General features: G+C 65.2%; 16 protein-coding genes. 8 read left to right on the forward strand and 8 right to left on the reverse strand.

What is annotated here, in order from left to right:
- Positions 1-120 precede the first annotated feature (120 nt).
- The gene (locus ACM9HJ_RS11050; protein ID WP_416571781.1) at positions 121-2,394 is read left to right on the forward strand and encodes an NADP-dependent malic enzyme; all 2,274 of its coding nucleotides are present in this window, start codon (positions 121-123) and stop codon (positions 2,392-2,394) included.
- Positions 2,395-2,397: 3 nt separating this feature from the next.
- Here the strand turns inward: ACM9HJ_RS11050 and ACM9HJ_RS11055 are convergent, their stop codons facing one another.
- Both ACM9HJ_RS11055 and ACM9HJ_RS11060 read right to left on the reverse strand, forming a co-directional pair.
- On the reverse strand, positions 2,398-2,691 hold the full coding sequence (locus ACM9HJ_RS11055) for an addiction module antidote protein (protein WP_416571782.1): 294 nt from the start codon (positions 2,689-2,691) through the stop codon (positions 2,398-2,400).
- A complete protein-coding gene (locus ACM9HJ_RS11060) occupies positions 2,684-3,001 on the reverse strand; it encodes a type II toxin-antitoxin system RelE/ParE family toxin (protein WP_416571783.1) in 318 nt (105 codons plus the stop codon). Before ACM9HJ_RS11060 ends, ACM9HJ_RS11055 begins: the two co-directional genes overlap by 8 nt.
- A 168-nt stretch (positions 3,002-3,169) precedes the next feature.
- On the opposite strand from ACM9HJ_RS11060, the gene ACM9HJ_RS11065 reads away from it, so the two are divergent.
- Positions 3,170-4,588 (forward strand): ATP-binding protein, encoded by a 1,419-nt coding sequence (locus ACM9HJ_RS11065; protein ID WP_416571784.1) that lies wholly within the window; start codon positions 3,170-3,172, stop codon positions 4,586-4,588.
- A gap of 3 nt (positions 4,589-4,591) precedes the next feature.
- Here ACM9HJ_RS11065 and ACM9HJ_RS11070 read toward each other — a convergent pair whose 3' ends face one another.
- Positions 4,592-5,128 carry a YybH family protein gene (locus ACM9HJ_RS11070; RefSeq protein ID WP_416571785.1) on the reverse strand — a complete coding sequence of 179 codons (537 nt, stop codon included), beginning with the start codon at positions 5,126-5,128 and terminating at the stop codon, positions 4,592-4,594.
- A gap of 277 nt (positions 5,129-5,405) precedes the next feature.
- On the opposite strand from ACM9HJ_RS11070, the gene ACM9HJ_RS11075 reads away from it, so the two are divergent.
- The 6 genes from ACM9HJ_RS11075 (at position 5,406) to phoB (ending at position 11,821) form a co-directional block, all read left to right on the forward strand.
- Entirely contained in the window at positions 5,406-6,446 is a 1,041-nt protein-coding gene (locus ACM9HJ_RS11075; protein WP_416571786.1) for a substrate-binding domain-containing protein, read from the forward strand.
- Positions 6,447-6,602: 156 nt separating this feature from the next.
- Positions 6,603-8,066, forward strand: a complete 1,464-nt coding sequence (gene pstC, locus ACM9HJ_RS11080) for a phosphate ABC transporter permease subunit PstC (RefSeq protein ID WP_416571787.1) — start codon at positions 6,603-6,605, stop codon at positions 8,064-8,066.
- Positions 8,059-9,378, forward strand: a complete 1,320-nt coding sequence (gene pstA / locus ACM9HJ_RS11085) for a phosphate ABC transporter permease PstA (protein ID WP_416571788.1) — start codon at positions 8,059-8,061, stop codon at positions 9,376-9,378. The genes pstC and pstA overlap by 8 nt, the downstream gene beginning before the upstream one ends.
- Positions 9,379-9,380: 2 nt before the next feature.
- Entirely contained in the window at positions 9,381-10,184 is an 804-nt protein-coding gene (gene pstB, locus ACM9HJ_RS11090) for a phosphate ABC transporter ATP-binding protein PstB (RefSeq protein ID WP_416571789.1), read from the forward strand.
- A gap of 163 nt (positions 10,185-10,347) precedes the next feature.
- Positions 10,348-11,073 (forward strand): phosphate signaling complex protein PhoU, encoded by a 726-nt coding sequence (gene phoU, locus ACM9HJ_RS11095; RefSeq protein WP_416571790.1) that lies wholly within the window; start codon positions 10,348-10,350, stop codon positions 11,071-11,073.
- Between the two features lie 40 nt (positions 11,074-11,113).
- Positions 11,114-11,821, forward strand: coding sequence for a phosphate regulon transcriptional regulator PhoB (phoB, locus tag ACM9HJ_RS11100; RefSeq protein ID WP_416571791.1), 708 nt, complete (start codon positions 11,114-11,116; stop codon positions 11,819-11,821).
- Between the two features lie 38 nt (positions 11,822-11,859).
- On the opposite strand, the gene ACM9HJ_RS11105 is transcribed toward phoB, so the two are convergent.
- From ACM9HJ_RS11105 to ACM9HJ_RS11125, 5 genes are all read right to left on the reverse strand, one after another.
- A complete protein-coding gene (locus ACM9HJ_RS11105; protein WP_416571792.1) occupies positions 11,860-13,239 on the reverse strand; it encodes a pyridoxal-phosphate dependent enzyme in 1,380 nt (459 codons plus the stop codon).
- Positions 13,240-13,322: 83 nt separating this feature from the next.
- A complete protein-coding gene (locus ACM9HJ_RS11110; RefSeq protein ID WP_416571793.1) occupies positions 13,323-13,964 on the reverse strand; it encodes an elongation factor P hydroxylase in 642 nt (213 codons plus the stop codon).
- Positions 13,965-14,051: 87 nt separating this feature from the next.
- Positions 14,052-14,657: a TetR/AcrR family transcriptional regulator gene (locus ACM9HJ_RS11115; protein ID WP_416571794.1), complete on the reverse strand. Its 606-nt coding sequence runs from the start codon at positions 14,655-14,657 to the stop codon at positions 14,052-14,054.
- On the reverse strand, positions 14,630-15,124 hold the full coding sequence (locus ACM9HJ_RS11120) for a PaaI family thioesterase (protein WP_416571795.1): 495 nt from the start codon (positions 15,122-15,124) through the stop codon (positions 14,630-14,632). The genes ACM9HJ_RS11115 and ACM9HJ_RS11120 overlap by 28 nt, the downstream gene beginning before the upstream one ends.
- 79 nt (positions 15,125-15,203) lie before the next feature.
- Entirely contained in the window at positions 15,204-15,866 is a 663-nt protein-coding gene (locus tag ACM9HJ_RS11125; RefSeq protein ID WP_416571796.1) for an aspartyl/asparaginyl beta-hydroxylase domain-containing protein, read from the reverse strand.
- Between the last annotated feature and the right edge of the window lie 3 nt (positions 15,867-15,869).

Consider the following 15,869-nt stretch of genomic DNA (forward strand, 5'->3'; position numbering starts at 1 on the left):
CGTCATTTTCGCAATGCCAACCATCTGGCAACGGTAGCATTCGGTCGTTACGATACGCGCCAACGTACAATCCGCACCGGCGGGGGCGCCGGGCGGGACATAAAAGAGGAATGTTGGGATATGGCCGGTATCGACAAGCGCATCACCGAGGAAGAAGCCCTGCTGCTGCATAGCAGCGGGCGCCCCGGCAAGTTGGAAGTGACCCCCACCAAGCCTATGGCGACGCAGCGCGACCTGGCGCTGGCCTATTCGCCGGGCGTGGCCGTCCCCTGCCTGCGCATCCATGCCGATCCGTCCACGGCCTATGATTATACCGCCAAGGGCAATATCGTCGCCGTCATCTCCAACGGCACCGCCGTGCTGGGCCTGGGCGATCTGGGTGCGCTGGCGTCCAAGCCGGTGATGGAGGGCAAGGCCGTCCTGTTCAAGCGCTTCGCCGATGTGGACGGCATCGACCTGGAGGTCGATACCCGCGACGTGGAGGAATTCATCAATTCCGTCCGCTATCTGGGCCCCAGCTTCGGCGGCATCAATCTGGAGGACATCAAGGCCCCGGACTGTTTCATCATCGAACAGCGCCTGCGCGAGCTGATGGACATCCCCGTCTTCCATGACGATCAGCATGGCACGGCCATCATCGCCGCCGCCGGCCTGTTCAACGCGCTGGAAATGACCGGCCGCGACATCAAGGAGACGAAGCTGGTCATCAATGGCGCCGGTGCGGCCGCCATCGCCTGTGCCGAACTGTTCAAATCCATGGGCATCCCCCATGGCAATATCACGCTGTGCGACACCAAGGGCGTGGTGTGGAAGGGCCGGACCGAGGGCATGAACCAGTGGAAATCGGCCCATGCCGTGGTGACCGATGCCCGCACCCTGGCCGATGCCGTTTCCGGCTCCGACGTGTTCGTGGGCCTGTCGGCCAAAGGGGCGATGACGCCCGCCATGGTGAAATCCATGGCGGCCAATCCCATCATCTTCGCCCTGGCCAATCCCGATCCGGAAATCACGCCGGAAGAGGTGCGGCAGGTGCGCGATGATGCCATCGTCGCCACGGGCCGGTCGGACTATCCCAACCAGGTCAACAATGTCCTGGGCTTCCCCTATATCTTCCGCGGTGCCCTGGATGTGCGGGCCAGCACCATCAACGACCAGATGAAGATCGCGGCAGCGAAGGCATTGGCGGCCCTGGCGCGGGAGGATGTGCCGGACGAGGTGGACGCGGCCTATTCCGGCCGGCGCCTGCGTTACGGCCCGGAATATATCATCCCCGTGCCCTTCGACCCGCGCCTGATCTCCACCATCCCCGCCGCCGTGGCCCAGGCGGCCATGGATACCGGCGTGGCGCGCAAGCCCATCGTGGATATGGAGGAATACCGCCATTCCCTGCGCCTGCGCCTGGACCCCACTGCCGACAGTTTGCAACTGATCGCCGATAAGCTGCGCAGCAGCCCGCGCCGCGTGGTGTTCGCGGAGGGGGAGGAGGAACGGTCGATCCGCGCCGCCATCGCCTATCGCACCGCCGGGTTCGGTCAGCCGGTGCTGATCGGGCGCGAACATGTGGTGAAGGAGAAGCTGGCCAGCCTGGGCCTGGCCGGGGTGGAAGGGCTGGATATCCAGAACGCCAAGTTCGGCGCGCCGAATATCGAGCGCTATACGGATTTCCTCTACAAGCGTCTGCAGCGGCGCGGCAGCCTGCATCGCGACTGCCAGCGCTGGGTCAACCAGAACCGCAATGTGTTCGCGGCCTGCATGGTGGCCACGGGCGATGCCGATGCCATGGTGACGGGCCTGACCCGGTCCTTCTCCGTCAGCTATGAGGATATCGAACGGGTCATCGATCCGCAGCCCGACCATATCGTCTTCGGCCTGTCGGTGCTGGCCACCCGCAAGCGCACGGTGTTCATCTCCGACACCACGGTGCATGAGCGGCCGACCCCGGAACAGCTGGCCGACATCGCCATCCAGTCGGCCCGCACCGCCCGCCTGATGGGCCATGAACCGCGCGTGGCCTTCCTGTCCTTCAGCAATTTCGGCCAGCCGCTCCGCGACCGCGCCGCCCATGTGCGGGAAGCCGTGGCCCTGATGGACAAGCGCAAGGTCGATTTCGAATATGACGGGGAGATGTCGGCCGACACCGCCCTTGATTACGAATTGATGAAGCGGCTCTACCCGTTCGCCCGCCTGTCGGGGCCGGCCAATGTGCTGATCATGCCAGCCCTGCACGCGGCCAATATCGGCGCGAAACTGCTGCACAAGTTCGGCGGCGGCAACCTGATCGGCCCGCTGCTGATCGGCATGGACAAACCAGTGCAGGTGGTCCAGATGGGCGCCACGGTGAACGAGCTGACCACGGCCGCCATCATGGCGGCGCATGACAGCCTGACGCGGTGACTGCTATTCCCGCGGCAGGAAGGCGATGCGCAGGTCCAGCGCCTTGGCCACGGCCATAAGGGTGGAGAGGGTGGGGTTCCCATCCTCTCCCAGCGCCTTGTAGAGCCCTTCACGGCTGAGGCCGCTGTCGCGGGACAGCTTCATCATGCCATGTGATCGTGCCGCGATGCCCAGGGCACGGGTCAGGAAGGCGGGATCGTCTTCCTCCGCCGCCGCTTCCAAGAACGCGGCCACCGCTTCCGGCGTTTCCAGATAGTCCGCGGCATCATAGGGGCGGGTTACAGTCTGGTCAGGCATCCGGCTTCTCCTTTGCCGCTGGCAAGGCGGCCGCCAACAGTTGGGCGGTGGCAATGTCCTTGGCTTGGGTGGACTTGTCACCGGCACACAGCAAAACCACCAGCACGGCGCCACGTTGGACAAAGTACACACGGTAGCCGGGGCTGTAATCGATACGCATCTCGCTGATGCCATGGCCTATGGGGCGAACATCCCCCTGACTACCCTCTGCCATCCGTAGAATACGGACATGGATACGTGCCTTGGCCCGCTCATCACGCAGGCGCCGCATCCAATCCGCGAAGGCGTCGGTTTCACGAATCTCGATCACGACCCAACTGTGAACCAAAGTTGACAGTCCGTCAATTGTGACAGCCCATGCGCCCCATTATTAAGTTTCTGTGATGCTGTTACCCTGGGGCCGGCAGGAATGTTATTTCCTCCGGTCCCGCTTCCAGGCGGGCAGGGTAAAGACCAAGAAACGGGCGGGTGGGTTGAAATGCGGTGGTATGAGGTGCGGCCGGTCCGGTTCGTGATCATCGGAGTGGCGCTGGTGGGGCCGACGGCATCCATCCTGCTGGCCTTGCTGCTGGCCGGCCATGTCGATGCTCTCATTGCCCTGCCGGCGCTGCTGGTCAATGTCGCGGTCGCTGTCGCCATTCTGCGCATGATCCAGTCCGACACCCGCCGCCTGACCGACTATGCCGAGGTGCTGGGCGAGGCGTCGGCCCCCCTGCCGCCGCCGGAGGTGGCCAGCGTCACGGCGGAATTCATCGCGTCCGCCATGGCGCGGGCGCATCAGGGCTGGCTGGACCGGGAAAGCCGCGATGCCGGCCGCGCCGGCCTGTTCGAAGCCGTCATCGACCAGCTGCCGGACCCCGTCATCCTGCTGGGGCAGGGGCGGGAGGTGCAGCGCGCCAACCAGGCCGCCCGCAACCTGTTCGGCGACAGGATCATGGCCCGCGATCTGGCCAGCACGGTGCGCACACCCAGCCTGCTGGAGGCGGCCGATGCCGTCCTGGCCGGTGGCGCCTCGCGCAGTGTGGAGGTGCTGCTGCCCGTACCGGTGGAACGCACGCTCCAGGCGCGGGTGAAGCCCTTCCGCCCCCCGGGGGAGGAGAATGGGCCGTTGCTGGTGCTGCTGACCCTGCATGACATCACCATGCTGAAGCGGGCGGAGCAGATGCGGGCCGATTTCGTGGCCAATGCCAGCCATGAGCTGCGCACGCCGCTGGCGGCCCTGATCGGCTTCATCGAGACCCTGCGCGGTCCCGCCAAGGATGACCCGGCGGCACATGAGCGCTTCCTGGGCATCATGTTCGACCAGTCCAACCGCATGTCGCGGCTGGTCAACGACCTGCTGTCCCTGTCGCGCATCGAGATGGACGAGCATTCGCCGCCGACGACCGAGATCGACGTGGCCAAGATCGTGCGCAACGTGGCGGCGACGCTGGAACTGCGCGCCGCGTCGCGCAAGGTGAAGCTGCGCCTGGAACAGCCGGAGCCCATGCCGCCCGTGGTGGGGGATGAGGACCAGCTGTCCCAGGTGTTCCAGAACCTGATCGACAATGCCATCAAGTATGGCAAGGAACAGACGGAGGTGACCGTCGCCCTGACGGCGCCCGTCAATGGCAAGGCCGGTTCCGTGCGCGGCCCCGCCATCATGGTGGCCGTCACCGACCGCGGCGACGGCATCGCCCGCACGCATCTGCCGCGCCTGACGGAACGATTCTACCGCGTCGATCCCGCCCGCTCGCGCGCGCTGGGCGGCACGGGCCTGGGCCTGGCCATCGTCAAGCATATCGTCAACCGCCATCGCGGACGGCTGATCATCGACAGCGAGGTGGGCAAGGGCAGCACCTTCACCGTCGTCCTGCCGGCGGCGAAGGTGGTGGAGGGCAAGCGCGAGGCGGGTTGACTCTCACTTCTTCTCTGCTGCCGCCTTCTTCTTCTCCGCGAATTCCTTGGCTTCCGGTGCGTGCAGGCCGCCATCGGCCAGGAACTTCCACGACCCGTCCTTCTGCTTGCGCCAGATGGTGACATAGCGCGAGGGGGGCAGTTCCTCCTTCGTGCCGTCGGGCTTCACCTTGTGATAACGGGCCTTGCCCCAGGTGTATCCCAGCGTGCCGTCGACCGACACGGCACCATCCACCGGGCCCCAGTCGATCTCCAGGTCGGGGGAGAAGATCTTGGCCAGATCGGCATTGTCCGTGCCGGGAACGGGATCGTTCAGCATGGAGACGCGGGCCTCGGCATATTCGCTGAAGGCCTGGCCCGCCCCCACCTGCTTGGCGCGGGCGGCGAAGGCGCGGTCGGCCTCCATCACGCCCTGCGTGGGGTGGCTCTGCGCCATCACCGGCCCCATCGCCGGCAGTGTCATGATTGTTGCGCAGGTCAGCGCACCGAACACCCGCGTAATCATGCCGGTCTTGTGCCGGCGTTGGTCCGAAACACCCATGTCCAGTTCCTTGCAGAATTGAAATTTCTTTGTGATTTCAATGGTGAAGGAGGTTTTTGCCGCTGCCAATGGCCAATGTGTAACGCCATTGTATCGCCGGTGCCGCCTGTGACCTTCCGGGGGCAGTGTCATCGAACTGTAACGCAGATGTAGTATTTGCGTCTCTCAGCACAGCTATGGTCCCGGCACCCAGCAGGGACATGGACACATGATGATGGCGGGCGTCACGGGACGCACGCCCTTCTGTGTGCCGCCCAGATAACCGGAGGCCCTTGTCGTGACCACCAAGAAGCTCGTCCTCGCCGCCGTTCTCGGCGCCGTTTCCTTCGTCGGCCTGGCCGGCGCCGCCGCTGCCCGCGACCAGATCCGCATCGTCGGTTCCTCCACGGTGTTCCCCTTCACCTCCACGGTTGTCGAGCGCTTCGGCCAGACCACGAAGTTCGGCGCTCCGATCCTGGAATCGACGGGCACCGGCGGTGGCATGAAGCTGTTCTGCTCCGGCATCGGCGCCGATTTCCCGGACGCCACGGGCGCCTCCCGCGCCATGAAGGCCAGCGAGTACGACACCTGCCAGAAGAATGGCGTCGAGCAGATCACCGAGCTGGTCATCGGCTATGACGGCATCGGCTTCGTGCAGTCCAAGAAGGGCAAGCCCTTCAACGTGACCAAGGCCCAGCTGTTCGCTGCTCTGGCCAAGGAAGTCGAAGTCAACGGCCAGATCGTCGCCAACCCCTTCAAGACCTGGAAGGATGTCGACGCTTCCCTGCCGGCGATCGAAATCGAAGTCCTGGGCCCGCCGCCGACGTCGGGTACCCGCGACGCCTGGGTCGAGCTGGTGATGGAGCCGGGCTGCAAGGAATTCCCGGCCATCAAGGCCCTGGACGCCACCCGTCACGCCGCCGTCTGCAAGACCGTCCGTGAGGATGGCGCCTATGTCGAAGCCGGCGAGAACGACAACGTGATCGTGCAGCGCCTGTCGGCCAACCCGAACGCCTTCGGCATCTTCGGCTACAGCTACCTGGAAGAGAACCAGGACAAGCTGCACGGCCTGTCGATCAACGGTGTGGAGCCGAAGTACGAGACCATCGCTTCCGGCCAGTACCCGATCTCCCGTCCGCTGTATGTCTACTTCAAGAACCAGCATTTCGGCGTGATCCCGGGCCTGAAGGAGTTCCTGGGTGAGTACGCTTCCGAGCGTGCGATGGGCGACGAAGGCTACCTGGCCGACAAGGGCCTGGTGCCGCTGCCGGCCGACAAGCGCAAGGTGTCCGAACAGGCCGCCCTGAAGCTGACCCCGATGGCCAAGCCGGCCTCGTAATGTGCAGCCCGGGCCGGCGCGGATGAACGGTCTTCGGATCGGACTCATCTGCCGGCCCGGTGTATAAGCAGATGGCGGGACCGGCGGCGTCAAACTCTTGATGCCGCCGGTTTGCCATGCAACCGGTATTCCCCTGACAGCGGCGGATCGAAACCTATGTCAGTCACCTTGACCGTTGCGGTCCTGTTGCTTTTGTCCCTGACCGGCTTCTGGCTTGGACGCAACCGGGCCGTGGCTGTGGCCGGCGGCCGCATCGCCAATCTGCATTCCGTCCCGACATATTACGGTTCCTACATGGCGCTGTGGGCCGGCCTTCCGGCCCTGGTCCTGGTCCTGGTCTGGGTCGCCCTGCGCGGCGCCGTCATGGACTGGATCGTGCTGTCCTCCATGTCGCCGGATCAGCTGGAAGCCTGGGCACGGGTCATGCTGGCCCCGGCGGAGCTGGAAACGCTGCTGACCTCCGTCGCTGATGGCGCCTCGGCCCTGACGCAGACGCACCGTCAGCTGCTGCTGATCAATATCGGCAACCTGGCCATCGGGCAGCCGCAATATGTGAACCCGGGCGTCATTGATGCCATCCAGCCCGCCGCATCGCACATGACGCAGCTGCGCGGCCTAGCCGACTGGACACTGTTCGGCGCCGTCATGGCCCTGGCCGGTGGCGGTCTGGCCTTCACCTGGTCGAAGATCAACCCTTCTTTCCGCGCGCGCAACAATGTCGAACGCGTCGTCACCGCCCTGCTGGTGCTCTGCTCCACCATCGCGGTCCTGACCACCGTCGGCATCGTGCTGTCGCTGCTGTTTGAAAGCATCCGCTTCTTCACCAAGGTGCCGATCACCGAATTCCTGTTCGGTCTGCAATGGTCGCCGCAGACCGCGATCCGGGCCGATCAGGTGGGCTCGTCCGGTGCCTTCGGTGCCGTGCCGCTGTTCACCGGCACGTTGCTGATCGCCACCATCGCCATGCTGGTGGCGGCCCCGGTCGGTCTGATGTCGGCCATCTACCTGTCCGAATATGCGCCCAAGCGGGTGCGCGGTCTGGTGAAGCCGGTGCTGGAGATCCTGGCCGGCGTACCCACCGTGGTCTACGGCTTCTTCGCCATCCTGACGGTGGCACCGTTCATCCGCGACCTGGGCGCCCTGGTCGGCCTGCCCATCTCCTCGCAGAGCGCACTTGCCGCCGGCATCGTGATGGGCGTGATGATCGTTCCCTTCGTCTCCTCGCTCGCCGATGACGTGATCAACGCCGTGCCGCAGTCGCTGCGCGACGGGTCCTACGGCCTGGGTGCGACCAAGTCGGAAACGATCCGCCAAGTGGTGATGCCCGCGGCCCTGCCCGGTATCGTCGGCGCCATGCTGCTGGCCGTCAGCCGCGCCATCGGCGAGACGATGATCGTGGTGATGGCCGCCGGCCTGCAGGCCAGCCTGACGCTGAACCCGCTGGCCAGCGTTACCACGGTGACCGTGCAGATCAAGTCCATCCTGGTCGGCGACCAGGAGTTCGACAGCGCCAAGACGCTGTCGGTCTTCGCCCTGGGTCTGGTCCTGTTCCTGGTGACCCTGGCGCTGAACGTCGTCGCCCTCCGCATCGTCCAGAAATACCGGGAAAAATATGACTGAGATCGCAGAGCCGATGCAGACAGCCGCTCCCGTGTCGTTCCACACCGGCGACGTTGCAACCAAGCGACTGAGGGCGCGTTATGCGGCCGAACGACGCTTCCGTGTGTATGGCATCCTGGCGATCATCTTCGCCTGTTCCATGCTCGTCATCCTGCTCTCCACCCTGCTGAAGGAAGGCACCTCGGCCTTCTTCCAGACGGAAGTGAAGCTGGCCGTCACCGTCGATGCCAGCGTCATCGATCCGCAGGGCACCGGCAACCCGGCCGAATGGGACCGCGGCGCCTTCCAGACCCTGGTGTCGGAAGCGCTCTACAAGGACTTCCCCGAGGTTACGGGCCGCGTGGAAAAGCGCGACCTGCGCGGGCTGGTCAGCCCCGTGGCCGGCGTGCGCCTGGGCAAGATGCTGGACAAGGACCCGTCGCTGGTCGGGCAGACGATCGATGTCTGGCTGCCCGCGTCCGACGGTATCAACCAGATCGTCAAGGGCGGCATCGACCGCGACCTGCCGGAGGTCGAGCGTCCGATCAGCGACAAGCAGCTAGCCTGGTTCGACAGTCTGGAACAGCGCGGTGACGTGAAGTCGGCCTTCAACACCACGTTCTTCACCGCCAGCGACAGCAACTATCCCGAACTGGCCGGCCTGTTGGGCGCTGCCGTCGGTACGTTGCTGACCATGCTGGTGACGCTGGCCACGGCCCTGCCCATCGGCGTGGCGGCGGCGATCTACCTGGAAGAATTCGCACCGAAGAACCGCCTGACCGAGATCATCGAGGTCAATATCAACAATCTGGCGGCCGTGCCCTCCATCGTGTTCGGTCTGCTGGGTCTGGCGGTGTTCCTCAATTTCTTCGGCATGCCGCGTTCGGCCCCGCTGGTCGGCGGTCTGGTGCTGGGTCTGCTGGTGCTGCCCACCATCATCATCGCCAGCCGTGCCGCCTTGAAGGCGGTTCCGCCCTCGATCCGCGAAGCGGCATTGGGCATGGGCGCCTCACGCCTCCAGGCGGTGATGCATCATGTGCTGCCGCTGGCCATGCCGGGCATCATGACGGGCACCATCATCGGCATGGCGCACGCCGTGGGTGAGACCGCACCGCTGCTGATGATCGGCATGAACGCCTTCATCACCTCGGCACCCGGCAGCCTGCTGGACAGCTCGTCCGTCATGCCCGTGCAGATCTTCATGTGGTCGGACAAGCCGGAACGCGGCTTCGTCGAATTGACCTCGGCCGCCATCCTGGTGCTGCTGGCCTTCCTGATCATGATGAACGGCGCCGCCATCTGGCTGCGCAAGAAATTCGAACGTCGGTGGTAAACATGGACAGCATGACCCTGAACAAGCCTGTGCAAGCCGCCTCTCACCCGCCGGTGAAGATGCTGGCCCGCGACGTGAAAGTGTTCTACGGCGCCAAGCGCGCTTTGCACGGCGTCAATGTCGAGCTTTACGAGAACGAGGTGCTGGCCATGATCGGCCCCTCGGGCTGCGGCAAGTCGACCTTCCTGCGGACCTTGAACCGCATGAACGACACGATCGACATCTGCCGCGTCGAGGGCAAGATCCTGCTGGATGGCGAGGATATCTACGATCCCAAGCTGGACGTGGTGCAGCTGCGCGCCCGTGTCGGCATGGTGTTCCAGAAGCCGAACCCGTTTCCGAAGTCGATCTACGAGAACGTGATCTACGGTCCCAAGCTGCATGGCCTGGCCACCCGCAAGGACGAGTTCGACGCCATCGTCGAGACCTCGCTGAAGCGTGCCGGTCTGTGGAACGAGGTCAAGGACCGCCTGCATGAGCCCGGTACCGGCCTGTCCGGCGGCCAGCAGCAGCGCCTGTGCATCGCCCGCGCCGTGGCCGTCAGCCCGGAAGTGATCCTGATGGACGAGCCCTGCTCGGCCCTGGACCCGATCGCGACGGCGCATATCGAAGAGCTGATCGACGAGCTGCGTGAGAGCTTCACCATCGCCATCGTCACCCACAACATGCAGCAGGCCGCCCGCGTCTCCCAGCGCACGGCCTTCTTCCACCTGGGCGACCTGGTGGAAGTGGGTGATACCGAGGAAATCTTCACCAACCCGCGCGACGAGCGCACCCAGGGCTACATCACCGGCCGGTATGGTTGAGGGTTGAAGCGTTTCGCGCTTCACCACCCTTCTGCTTTCCCCGCGAAAGCGGGGACCCAGGGGCCACGGGCACTACCGTGGTTCCAGGCGGCCCCTGGACCCCCGCTCATCAAGGGGGAGGCAAATGAAGATTATCTGTCTCTCGAATTGAGGACCCACGTCCATGTCGCCGACCGAACATACCGTCAAGTCCTTCGAGGCGGAATTGCAGCGCCTGTCCAACCAGATCGCCCAGATGGGCGGCGTGGTCGAGGCGCAGGTGGAAGCGGCCGTGCAGGCCGTGGGCCGCCGCGATGTCGAAAGCGCGTCGCGCGTCATGCATGGCGATGCCCGCCTGGACGAATTCGAACGCCAGATCGAACATGACGCCATCCGCATGCTGGCGCTGCGCGCGCCGGTCGGCGTCGATCTGCGCGAAGTGCTGGCGGCGCTGAAGATTTCCGCCGATCTGGAGCGCACGGGCGATTACGCCGCCAACATCGCCAAGCGCTCCATCGCGCTGGCCCAGCTGCCGGTGATGCGCCCCGCCGGGACCATCCCGCGCATGGGCCGTCTGGTGCAGGAGATGCTGAAGGACGTGCTGGACGCCTATATCGACCGCGATGTCGAAAAGGCCGTGGCCGCTTGGCATCGGGACGAGGAGCTGGACGATCTCTATACCAGCCTGTTCCGCGAGGTCCTGACCTATATGATGGAAGACCCGCGCAACATCACGCCCTGCACGCATCTGCTGTTCATCGCCAAGAACCTGGAACGCGCCGGCGACCATGCGACCAACATCGCCGAGACCGTGCATTTCCTGGTGAAGGGCCAGCCGCTGACGGCCGAACGGCCCAAGAGCGACAAGTCCAGCTTCACCATCATCGAACCGGTTGATAGCGAGGGCTGATCCAGCCCCGCCCGTCACTGCCTAGAACCCAGGGATACCGATGAACGCCGCCTTGAAGCCGCTGATCCTGGTCGTCGAAGACGAAGCCGATCTCGTCACCCTGCTATCCTATAATCTGGAACGCGAAGGCTTCCGGGTCATCACCGCCGGCGACGGGGAAGAAGCCCTGCTGCAGGCCGACGAGCGCAGCCCGCATTTGATCCTGCTGGACTGGATGCTGCCGTTGATGAGCGGTCTGGAGGTTTGCCGCCAGCTGCGCCGCAACCCCAAGACCCGCGAAACCCCGGTCATCATGCTGACGGCGCGTGGGGAGGAGGCGGACAAGGTTCGCGGCCTGAACAGCGGTGCGGACGATTACCTGTCCAAGCCGTTCAGCCCGACGGAGCTGGTGGCCCGCATCCGCGCCGTGCTGCGCCGCGCCTCCCCGGGTCTGGCGGAGGAGTTGTTGCGCTTCTCCGACATCTCCATGGACCTGGCCGCCCACCGCGTGCGCCGGGGCGGCCGCGACATCCATCTGGGCCCGAAGGAATTCGCCCTGCTGCGCCATTTCATGCAGCATCCGGGGCGCGTCTTCTCGCGCGAACAGCTGCTGGACATCGTCTGGGGCCATGACGTCTATGTCGAGCTGCGGACGGTGGACGTGCATATCCGCCGCCTGCGCAAGGCCCTGAACGAAACGGAAGAGCAGGATGTGATCCGCACCGTGCGGTCGGCGGGCTACGCGCTGGATACGAAGACGACGATGTGATGTGCAAAGGGCCGCCCGACGGGGCGGCCCTTCTGCTATCACCCCAACTGCCGGCGCAGATGGTTCAGCACGTCGGTGCGGGTCAGCAGGCCCAGGAACTTGCCCTCATCCTGGATGATCGCCACCATGTTGCGGTCGAACAGGGCGCGCAGGTCGGATGTGGTGGCGGTCAAGGGCAGGGTCTCCAGCCGGTTGACCATGGCCGTATAGACCTTGTCGCGGAAGCGGGCCGGGTCCTTCTCGACATGCAGCAGCAGGTCGCTCTCATCCAGGATGCCGATCACCCGCTCGCCTTCCATCACCGGCAGCTGTGACACGTCGGAGATGCGCATCCGCTTGTACGCTGTCAGCAGCGTATCCTCCGGCCCCACCGTCACCACCTGGCCCTTGTCGAAACGGCGGGTCATCAGGTCGCGCAGGTCGTTATGACGTTCGCGCGGGGTGAAGCCGTGATCTTCCATCCAGGCGTCGTTGAACATCTTCGACAGGTACTTGTTGCCCGTGTCGCAGACGAAGGTGACGACGCGCTTTTTGGTGGTCTGGGCGCGGCAATATTTCAGGGCGGCGGCGAACAGCGTGCCCGATGACGACCCGGCCAGGATGCCCTCCAGCCGCAGCAGGTCGCGCGCGGCGTTCAGGCTTTCGGTGTCGGTGACGTAATAGGCGGCCTTGGCGTACTGAAGGTCGCAGATCGGCGGCACAAAATCCTCGCCCACGCCTTCCACCACCCAGGAACCGGGCTCGTCATGCGTGCCCTTGTTGACCAGGTCGGCGATGATGGAGCCGGCGGGATCGCCGATCACCATTTCCGTCTTGGGGCTGGCCTTGGCGAAGAAGGCGCCCAGGCCGGTGAAGGTGCCGCCAGAGCCGATGCCGGAAACCACGGCGTCGATATCGCCGTCCAGCTGCCTAAACATCTCCGGACCCGTCCATTCCTCATGGGTCTTCGGGTTGGCCGGGTTGGCGAACTGGTTGACATAGAAGCTGCCGGCGATCTCCTGCGACAGGCGCTCGGCGATGTCCTGGTAATAGGCGGGGTGGCCCTTGCCCACGTCGGAACGGGTGATGTGGATCTGGGCACCCAGGGCGCGCAGATTGTTGATCTTCTCCGTCGCCATCTTGTCGGGGATCACCAGGATCAGGCGATAGCCCTTGGCGGCGCAGACCAGCGCCAGGCCCAGGCCGGTATTGCCGGCCGTCGCCTCGATCACGGTGCCGCCGGGGGCCAGTTTGCCCTCCTGCTCGGCCGCCTCGATCATCTTCAGGGCGATGCGGTCCTTGATGGAGCCGCCGGGATTCTGGTTCTCCAGCTTCAGATACAGCTCGCACGGGCCGGTATCGAAGCGGGTGATGCGGACGACCGGCGTGTTGCCGATCATGGACAGGATGGCAGGCGCCGAAGCGGGCGTCGCGGACATGGGTATCCCCCCTGGGGCAAATGGTTTTGCCACCAGGGAACCGCATCCTGGATTTCCCCGCAAGAGCCTGTGGAATTACGAAATCAAGCTGCGGCGCGGGCGCCCGGGACGCACGATTCCGGCGCAAATGGCCGCCCCTCGGCATCGATCAAACCCGCCTGGAAAAGCTGGTCGACATTGTCGGCCAGATTCTGCGCACAGGAGGCGCGGTCCCAGCCTTCCAGCCAGTTCTGCTCCAGGAAGGCCAGCACTGCCGGCTGGCCCAATTCGACCTCCCACAGGATGCCGAGCAGCGAGGCCAGGGCCTCTTCCCTGATCTGCTCATCCTTGCCCACGGCGATGGCTTCATTGGCCTCATCGATGCGGCCGGACTCGGGGCCAGCGCCCAGGCCGAAATCCACCAGCCCGCGCCGTTCCGGCGGCGCCACCAGCCAATGCGCCACCTCATGGATCAGCACATAGGCTTCCGACCGGGTGCGGATGGAAACACCGTCATAGGAGAAGGCATCCTGCGGCGCCTCGTCGATCACGCCGATGCCGAAGGCACGGGCCAGATCGACCGCCGCCGCGCGATGTTCCGCCGTATCCACGCCCAACGCGATCAGGTCGCGCGTGGCGGCGATGCGGGCCAGCACCTTGGCCGTCAGGCTGCCGGGCGACAGGTTCGCGGCCACGCTGTCCAGCGCCTGGGGCAGGATGTCATCGGGGATAGTGGTCAGTTGCATGGGCGGGGAGGATAGCCGGAACCGGGCCCACGTGAAGTGCCAAACCATCGCGGCCGCTCTCCCCGGCGCGCAGAGGTGGCCGGTGCATCATTGCGCCAGCAAAGCAAGGATATAGGCCTTGGCGGCATCGGCATTGCGGGCCCGAAGCGCGCCGCGCCGCCACAGGTCGCACAGCCCATGCACCGTGCCCCAGGCTTGCATCACCCGGTCGCGCAGCGCGATGCTGAAGCCGGGCGCGTCGTCGGGCTGGCGGAAGGCGCGAGCGGCCAGCCGCGTGACCTTGGCGACCGAGGGCGCCAGGGTCGGATGGGTCAGGTAATCCTGGCCCGGTATCCCGTACATCAGGGCGTACAGCGCCGGGCGTTCCAGGGCGAAATCGACATAGGCGCGGTAAAGCGGGCCGGCACTGGGCTGTCCATCGGCATCGAAACCCGCCTGGATGCCCAGGGCCAGCCGGTCGAACCCCTGTGCCGCCAAAGCCAGGGTCAGTTCGTGCTTGTCGGTGAAATGGCGATAGAGCGCGCGGTGGTTCACGCCGGTGGCTGCGGCCACGGCACGGAAGGACAGGGCGTCGGGCCCGTCCGTCTCCACCATGGCCAGGGCCGCCGCCAGGGCGGCCGCGCGCAGGTCGCCATGATGGAAGCTGTCGCGCCGTGGAATGGGTATCACGACCGCTTGGGACTGACGTACCATTCCACCACCATCTTCGACACCGGATTGCCGGCCGCATCGGTGATCTCCACCTCTACGGGGAAGCGCACCTTGCCCTCGGCCTCCAGTTCGGCGCGCAATTCCGTGCCCGACCGGCCGGTGCGGGCGGTGGCGCGCAGATCACCCTTGGCCAGGGTCAGGAACTGGATGGTGGCCTGTGCCGCCACGGGCCGCACATTCATCAGCACGGGGGCCATCGCACCGGCCATGGCCCCACCGCTGGCGGTCTCGGCCAGGGTGAAGATGACGCCGGCATGGGGGGTGCCCAGGTGGTTCTTCACCTCCGCCCGGTCGGTCACCCTGGCCTCGGCGATGCCGTCGCCCAGGCTGACCAGGTCGATGCCGCAATGGCGGACAAACGGAAGCGAACCCGCCATCTGCTGGCGGATCATGTCATAGACCATCTTGGGCCTCACCTTGAACAGCAGGGGAAGAACGATTTTCAGCATGGCTAAAGTCTCCGATGGAGACATTAAGCGAAAAGCGAACGATCGGTCAAGAATGTTTCGTCGGCCTGGGGAAGATTGGTCAGGAGCTGCGGGAGAAACGCCAATAGCTCAGGTGATTGCAGGCCTCGCCGGCCAGCGCCCCGCGCCGGTCGGGCTCGGCGTAAAGCGCCGGTGGGAAATGGGCGCGGATCGCGTCGGTGGGCACGTAATCCAGCGCGATCATCAGCCGTTCCTGGTCCGCCGCGTTCTCCACCTGATGCGGGAAGCCGAAATCACCGGTCCATAATGTGCCGGGCGGAAAGGCCACCTTCTCATGCCCGATCCAGGTGAAGGCTTCGGGCGCAGCCTGGACGGTCAGCAGCAGCCGGCAGAATGGCAGGTGCAGGGCCTGATTGTCGAAATGCCATTCCAGCATGCCGCGGGGCGGCTGGCGCAGGATATAGGCGCCATGCGCCATCCCGCCAAAGCCGGCCATGATCGGGTCCAGCACCGGCAGGTGGGCCATGATTGCGGTCGGTGTGCCGGCCGGAATGCCATAGTTGGCGGGCATGCGGGCCAGGGTGATGGCGGTCCAGTCACCATTCTCGCTGCCATAATGCTCGCGGTCCGCCACTGGCACGCTGTCGATGGCGGCAAGGGTTTGGCGGACCAGCTCCCGGCCATCCACCAGGATGTCGGACGCCGCCGCCAGCATCAACCCGCTGTCCAATGTCTGCTGCTGCCAGGGGTGCAGGTCCGTCATGGT

The organism is Niveispirillum sp. KHB5.9, assembly GCF_048066115.1.
Taxonomy (GTDB): Bacteria; Pseudomonadota; Alphaproteobacteria; order Azospirillales; family Azospirillaceae; genus Niveispirillum.

Excerpts from the sequence above, each read along its gene's own strand:
- ACM9HJ_RS11105 (WP_416571792.1), bottom strand. The coding sequence starts at position 13,239 with ATGTCCGCGACGCCCGCTTCGGCGCCTGCCATCCTGTCCATGATCGGC.
- ACM9HJ_RS11110 (WP_416571793.1), bottom strand. The coding sequence starts at position 13,964 with ATGCAACTGACCACTATCCCCGATGACATCCTGCCCCAGGCGCTGGAC.
- phoB (WP_416571791.1), top strand. The coding sequence starts at position 11,114 with ATGAACGCCGCCTTGAAGCCGCTGATCCTGGTCGTCGAAGACGAAGCC.
- ACM9HJ_RS11115 (WP_416571794.1), bottom strand. The coding sequence starts at position 14,657 with ATGGTACGTCAGTCCCAAGCGGTCGTGATACCCATTCCACGGCGCGAC.
- phoU (WP_416571790.1), top strand. The coding sequence starts at position 10,348 with ATGTCGCCGACCGAACATACCGTCAAGTCCTTCGAGGCGGAATTGCAG.
- pstB (WP_416571789.1), top strand. The coding sequence starts at position 9,381 with ATGGACAGCATGACCCTGAACAAGCCTGTGCAAGCCGCCTCTCACCCG.
- pstC (WP_416571787.1), top strand. The coding sequence starts at position 6,603 with ATGTCAGTCACCTTGACCGTTGCGGTCCTGTTGCTTTTGTCCCTGACC.
- ACM9HJ_RS11070 (WP_416571785.1), bottom strand. The coding sequence starts at position 5,128 with ATGGGTGTTTCGGACCAACGCCGGCACAAGACCGGCATGATTACGCGG.
- ACM9HJ_RS11125 (WP_416571796.1), bottom strand. The coding sequence starts at position 15,866 with ATGACGGACCTGCACCCCTGGCAGCAGCAGACATTGGACAGCGGGTTG.
- ACM9HJ_RS11065 (WP_416571784.1), top strand. The coding sequence starts at position 3,170 with ATGCGGTGGTATGAGGTGCGGCCGGTCCGGTTCGTGATCATCGGAGTG.
- ACM9HJ_RS11050 (WP_416571781.1), top strand. The coding sequence starts at position 121 with ATGGCCGGTATCGACAAGCGCATCACCGAGGAAGAAGCCCTGCTGCTG.
- ACM9HJ_RS11055 (WP_416571782.1), bottom strand. The coding sequence starts at position 2,691 with ATGCCTGACCAGACTGTAACCCGCCCCTATGATGCCGCGGACTATCTG.
- pstA (WP_416571788.1), top strand. The coding sequence starts at position 8,059 with ATGACTGAGATCGCAGAGCCGATGCAGACAGCCGCTCCCGTGTCGTTC.
- ACM9HJ_RS11120 (WP_416571795.1), bottom strand. The coding sequence starts at position 15,124 with ATGCTGAAAATCGTTCTTCCCCTGCTGTTCAAGGTGAGGCCCAAGATG.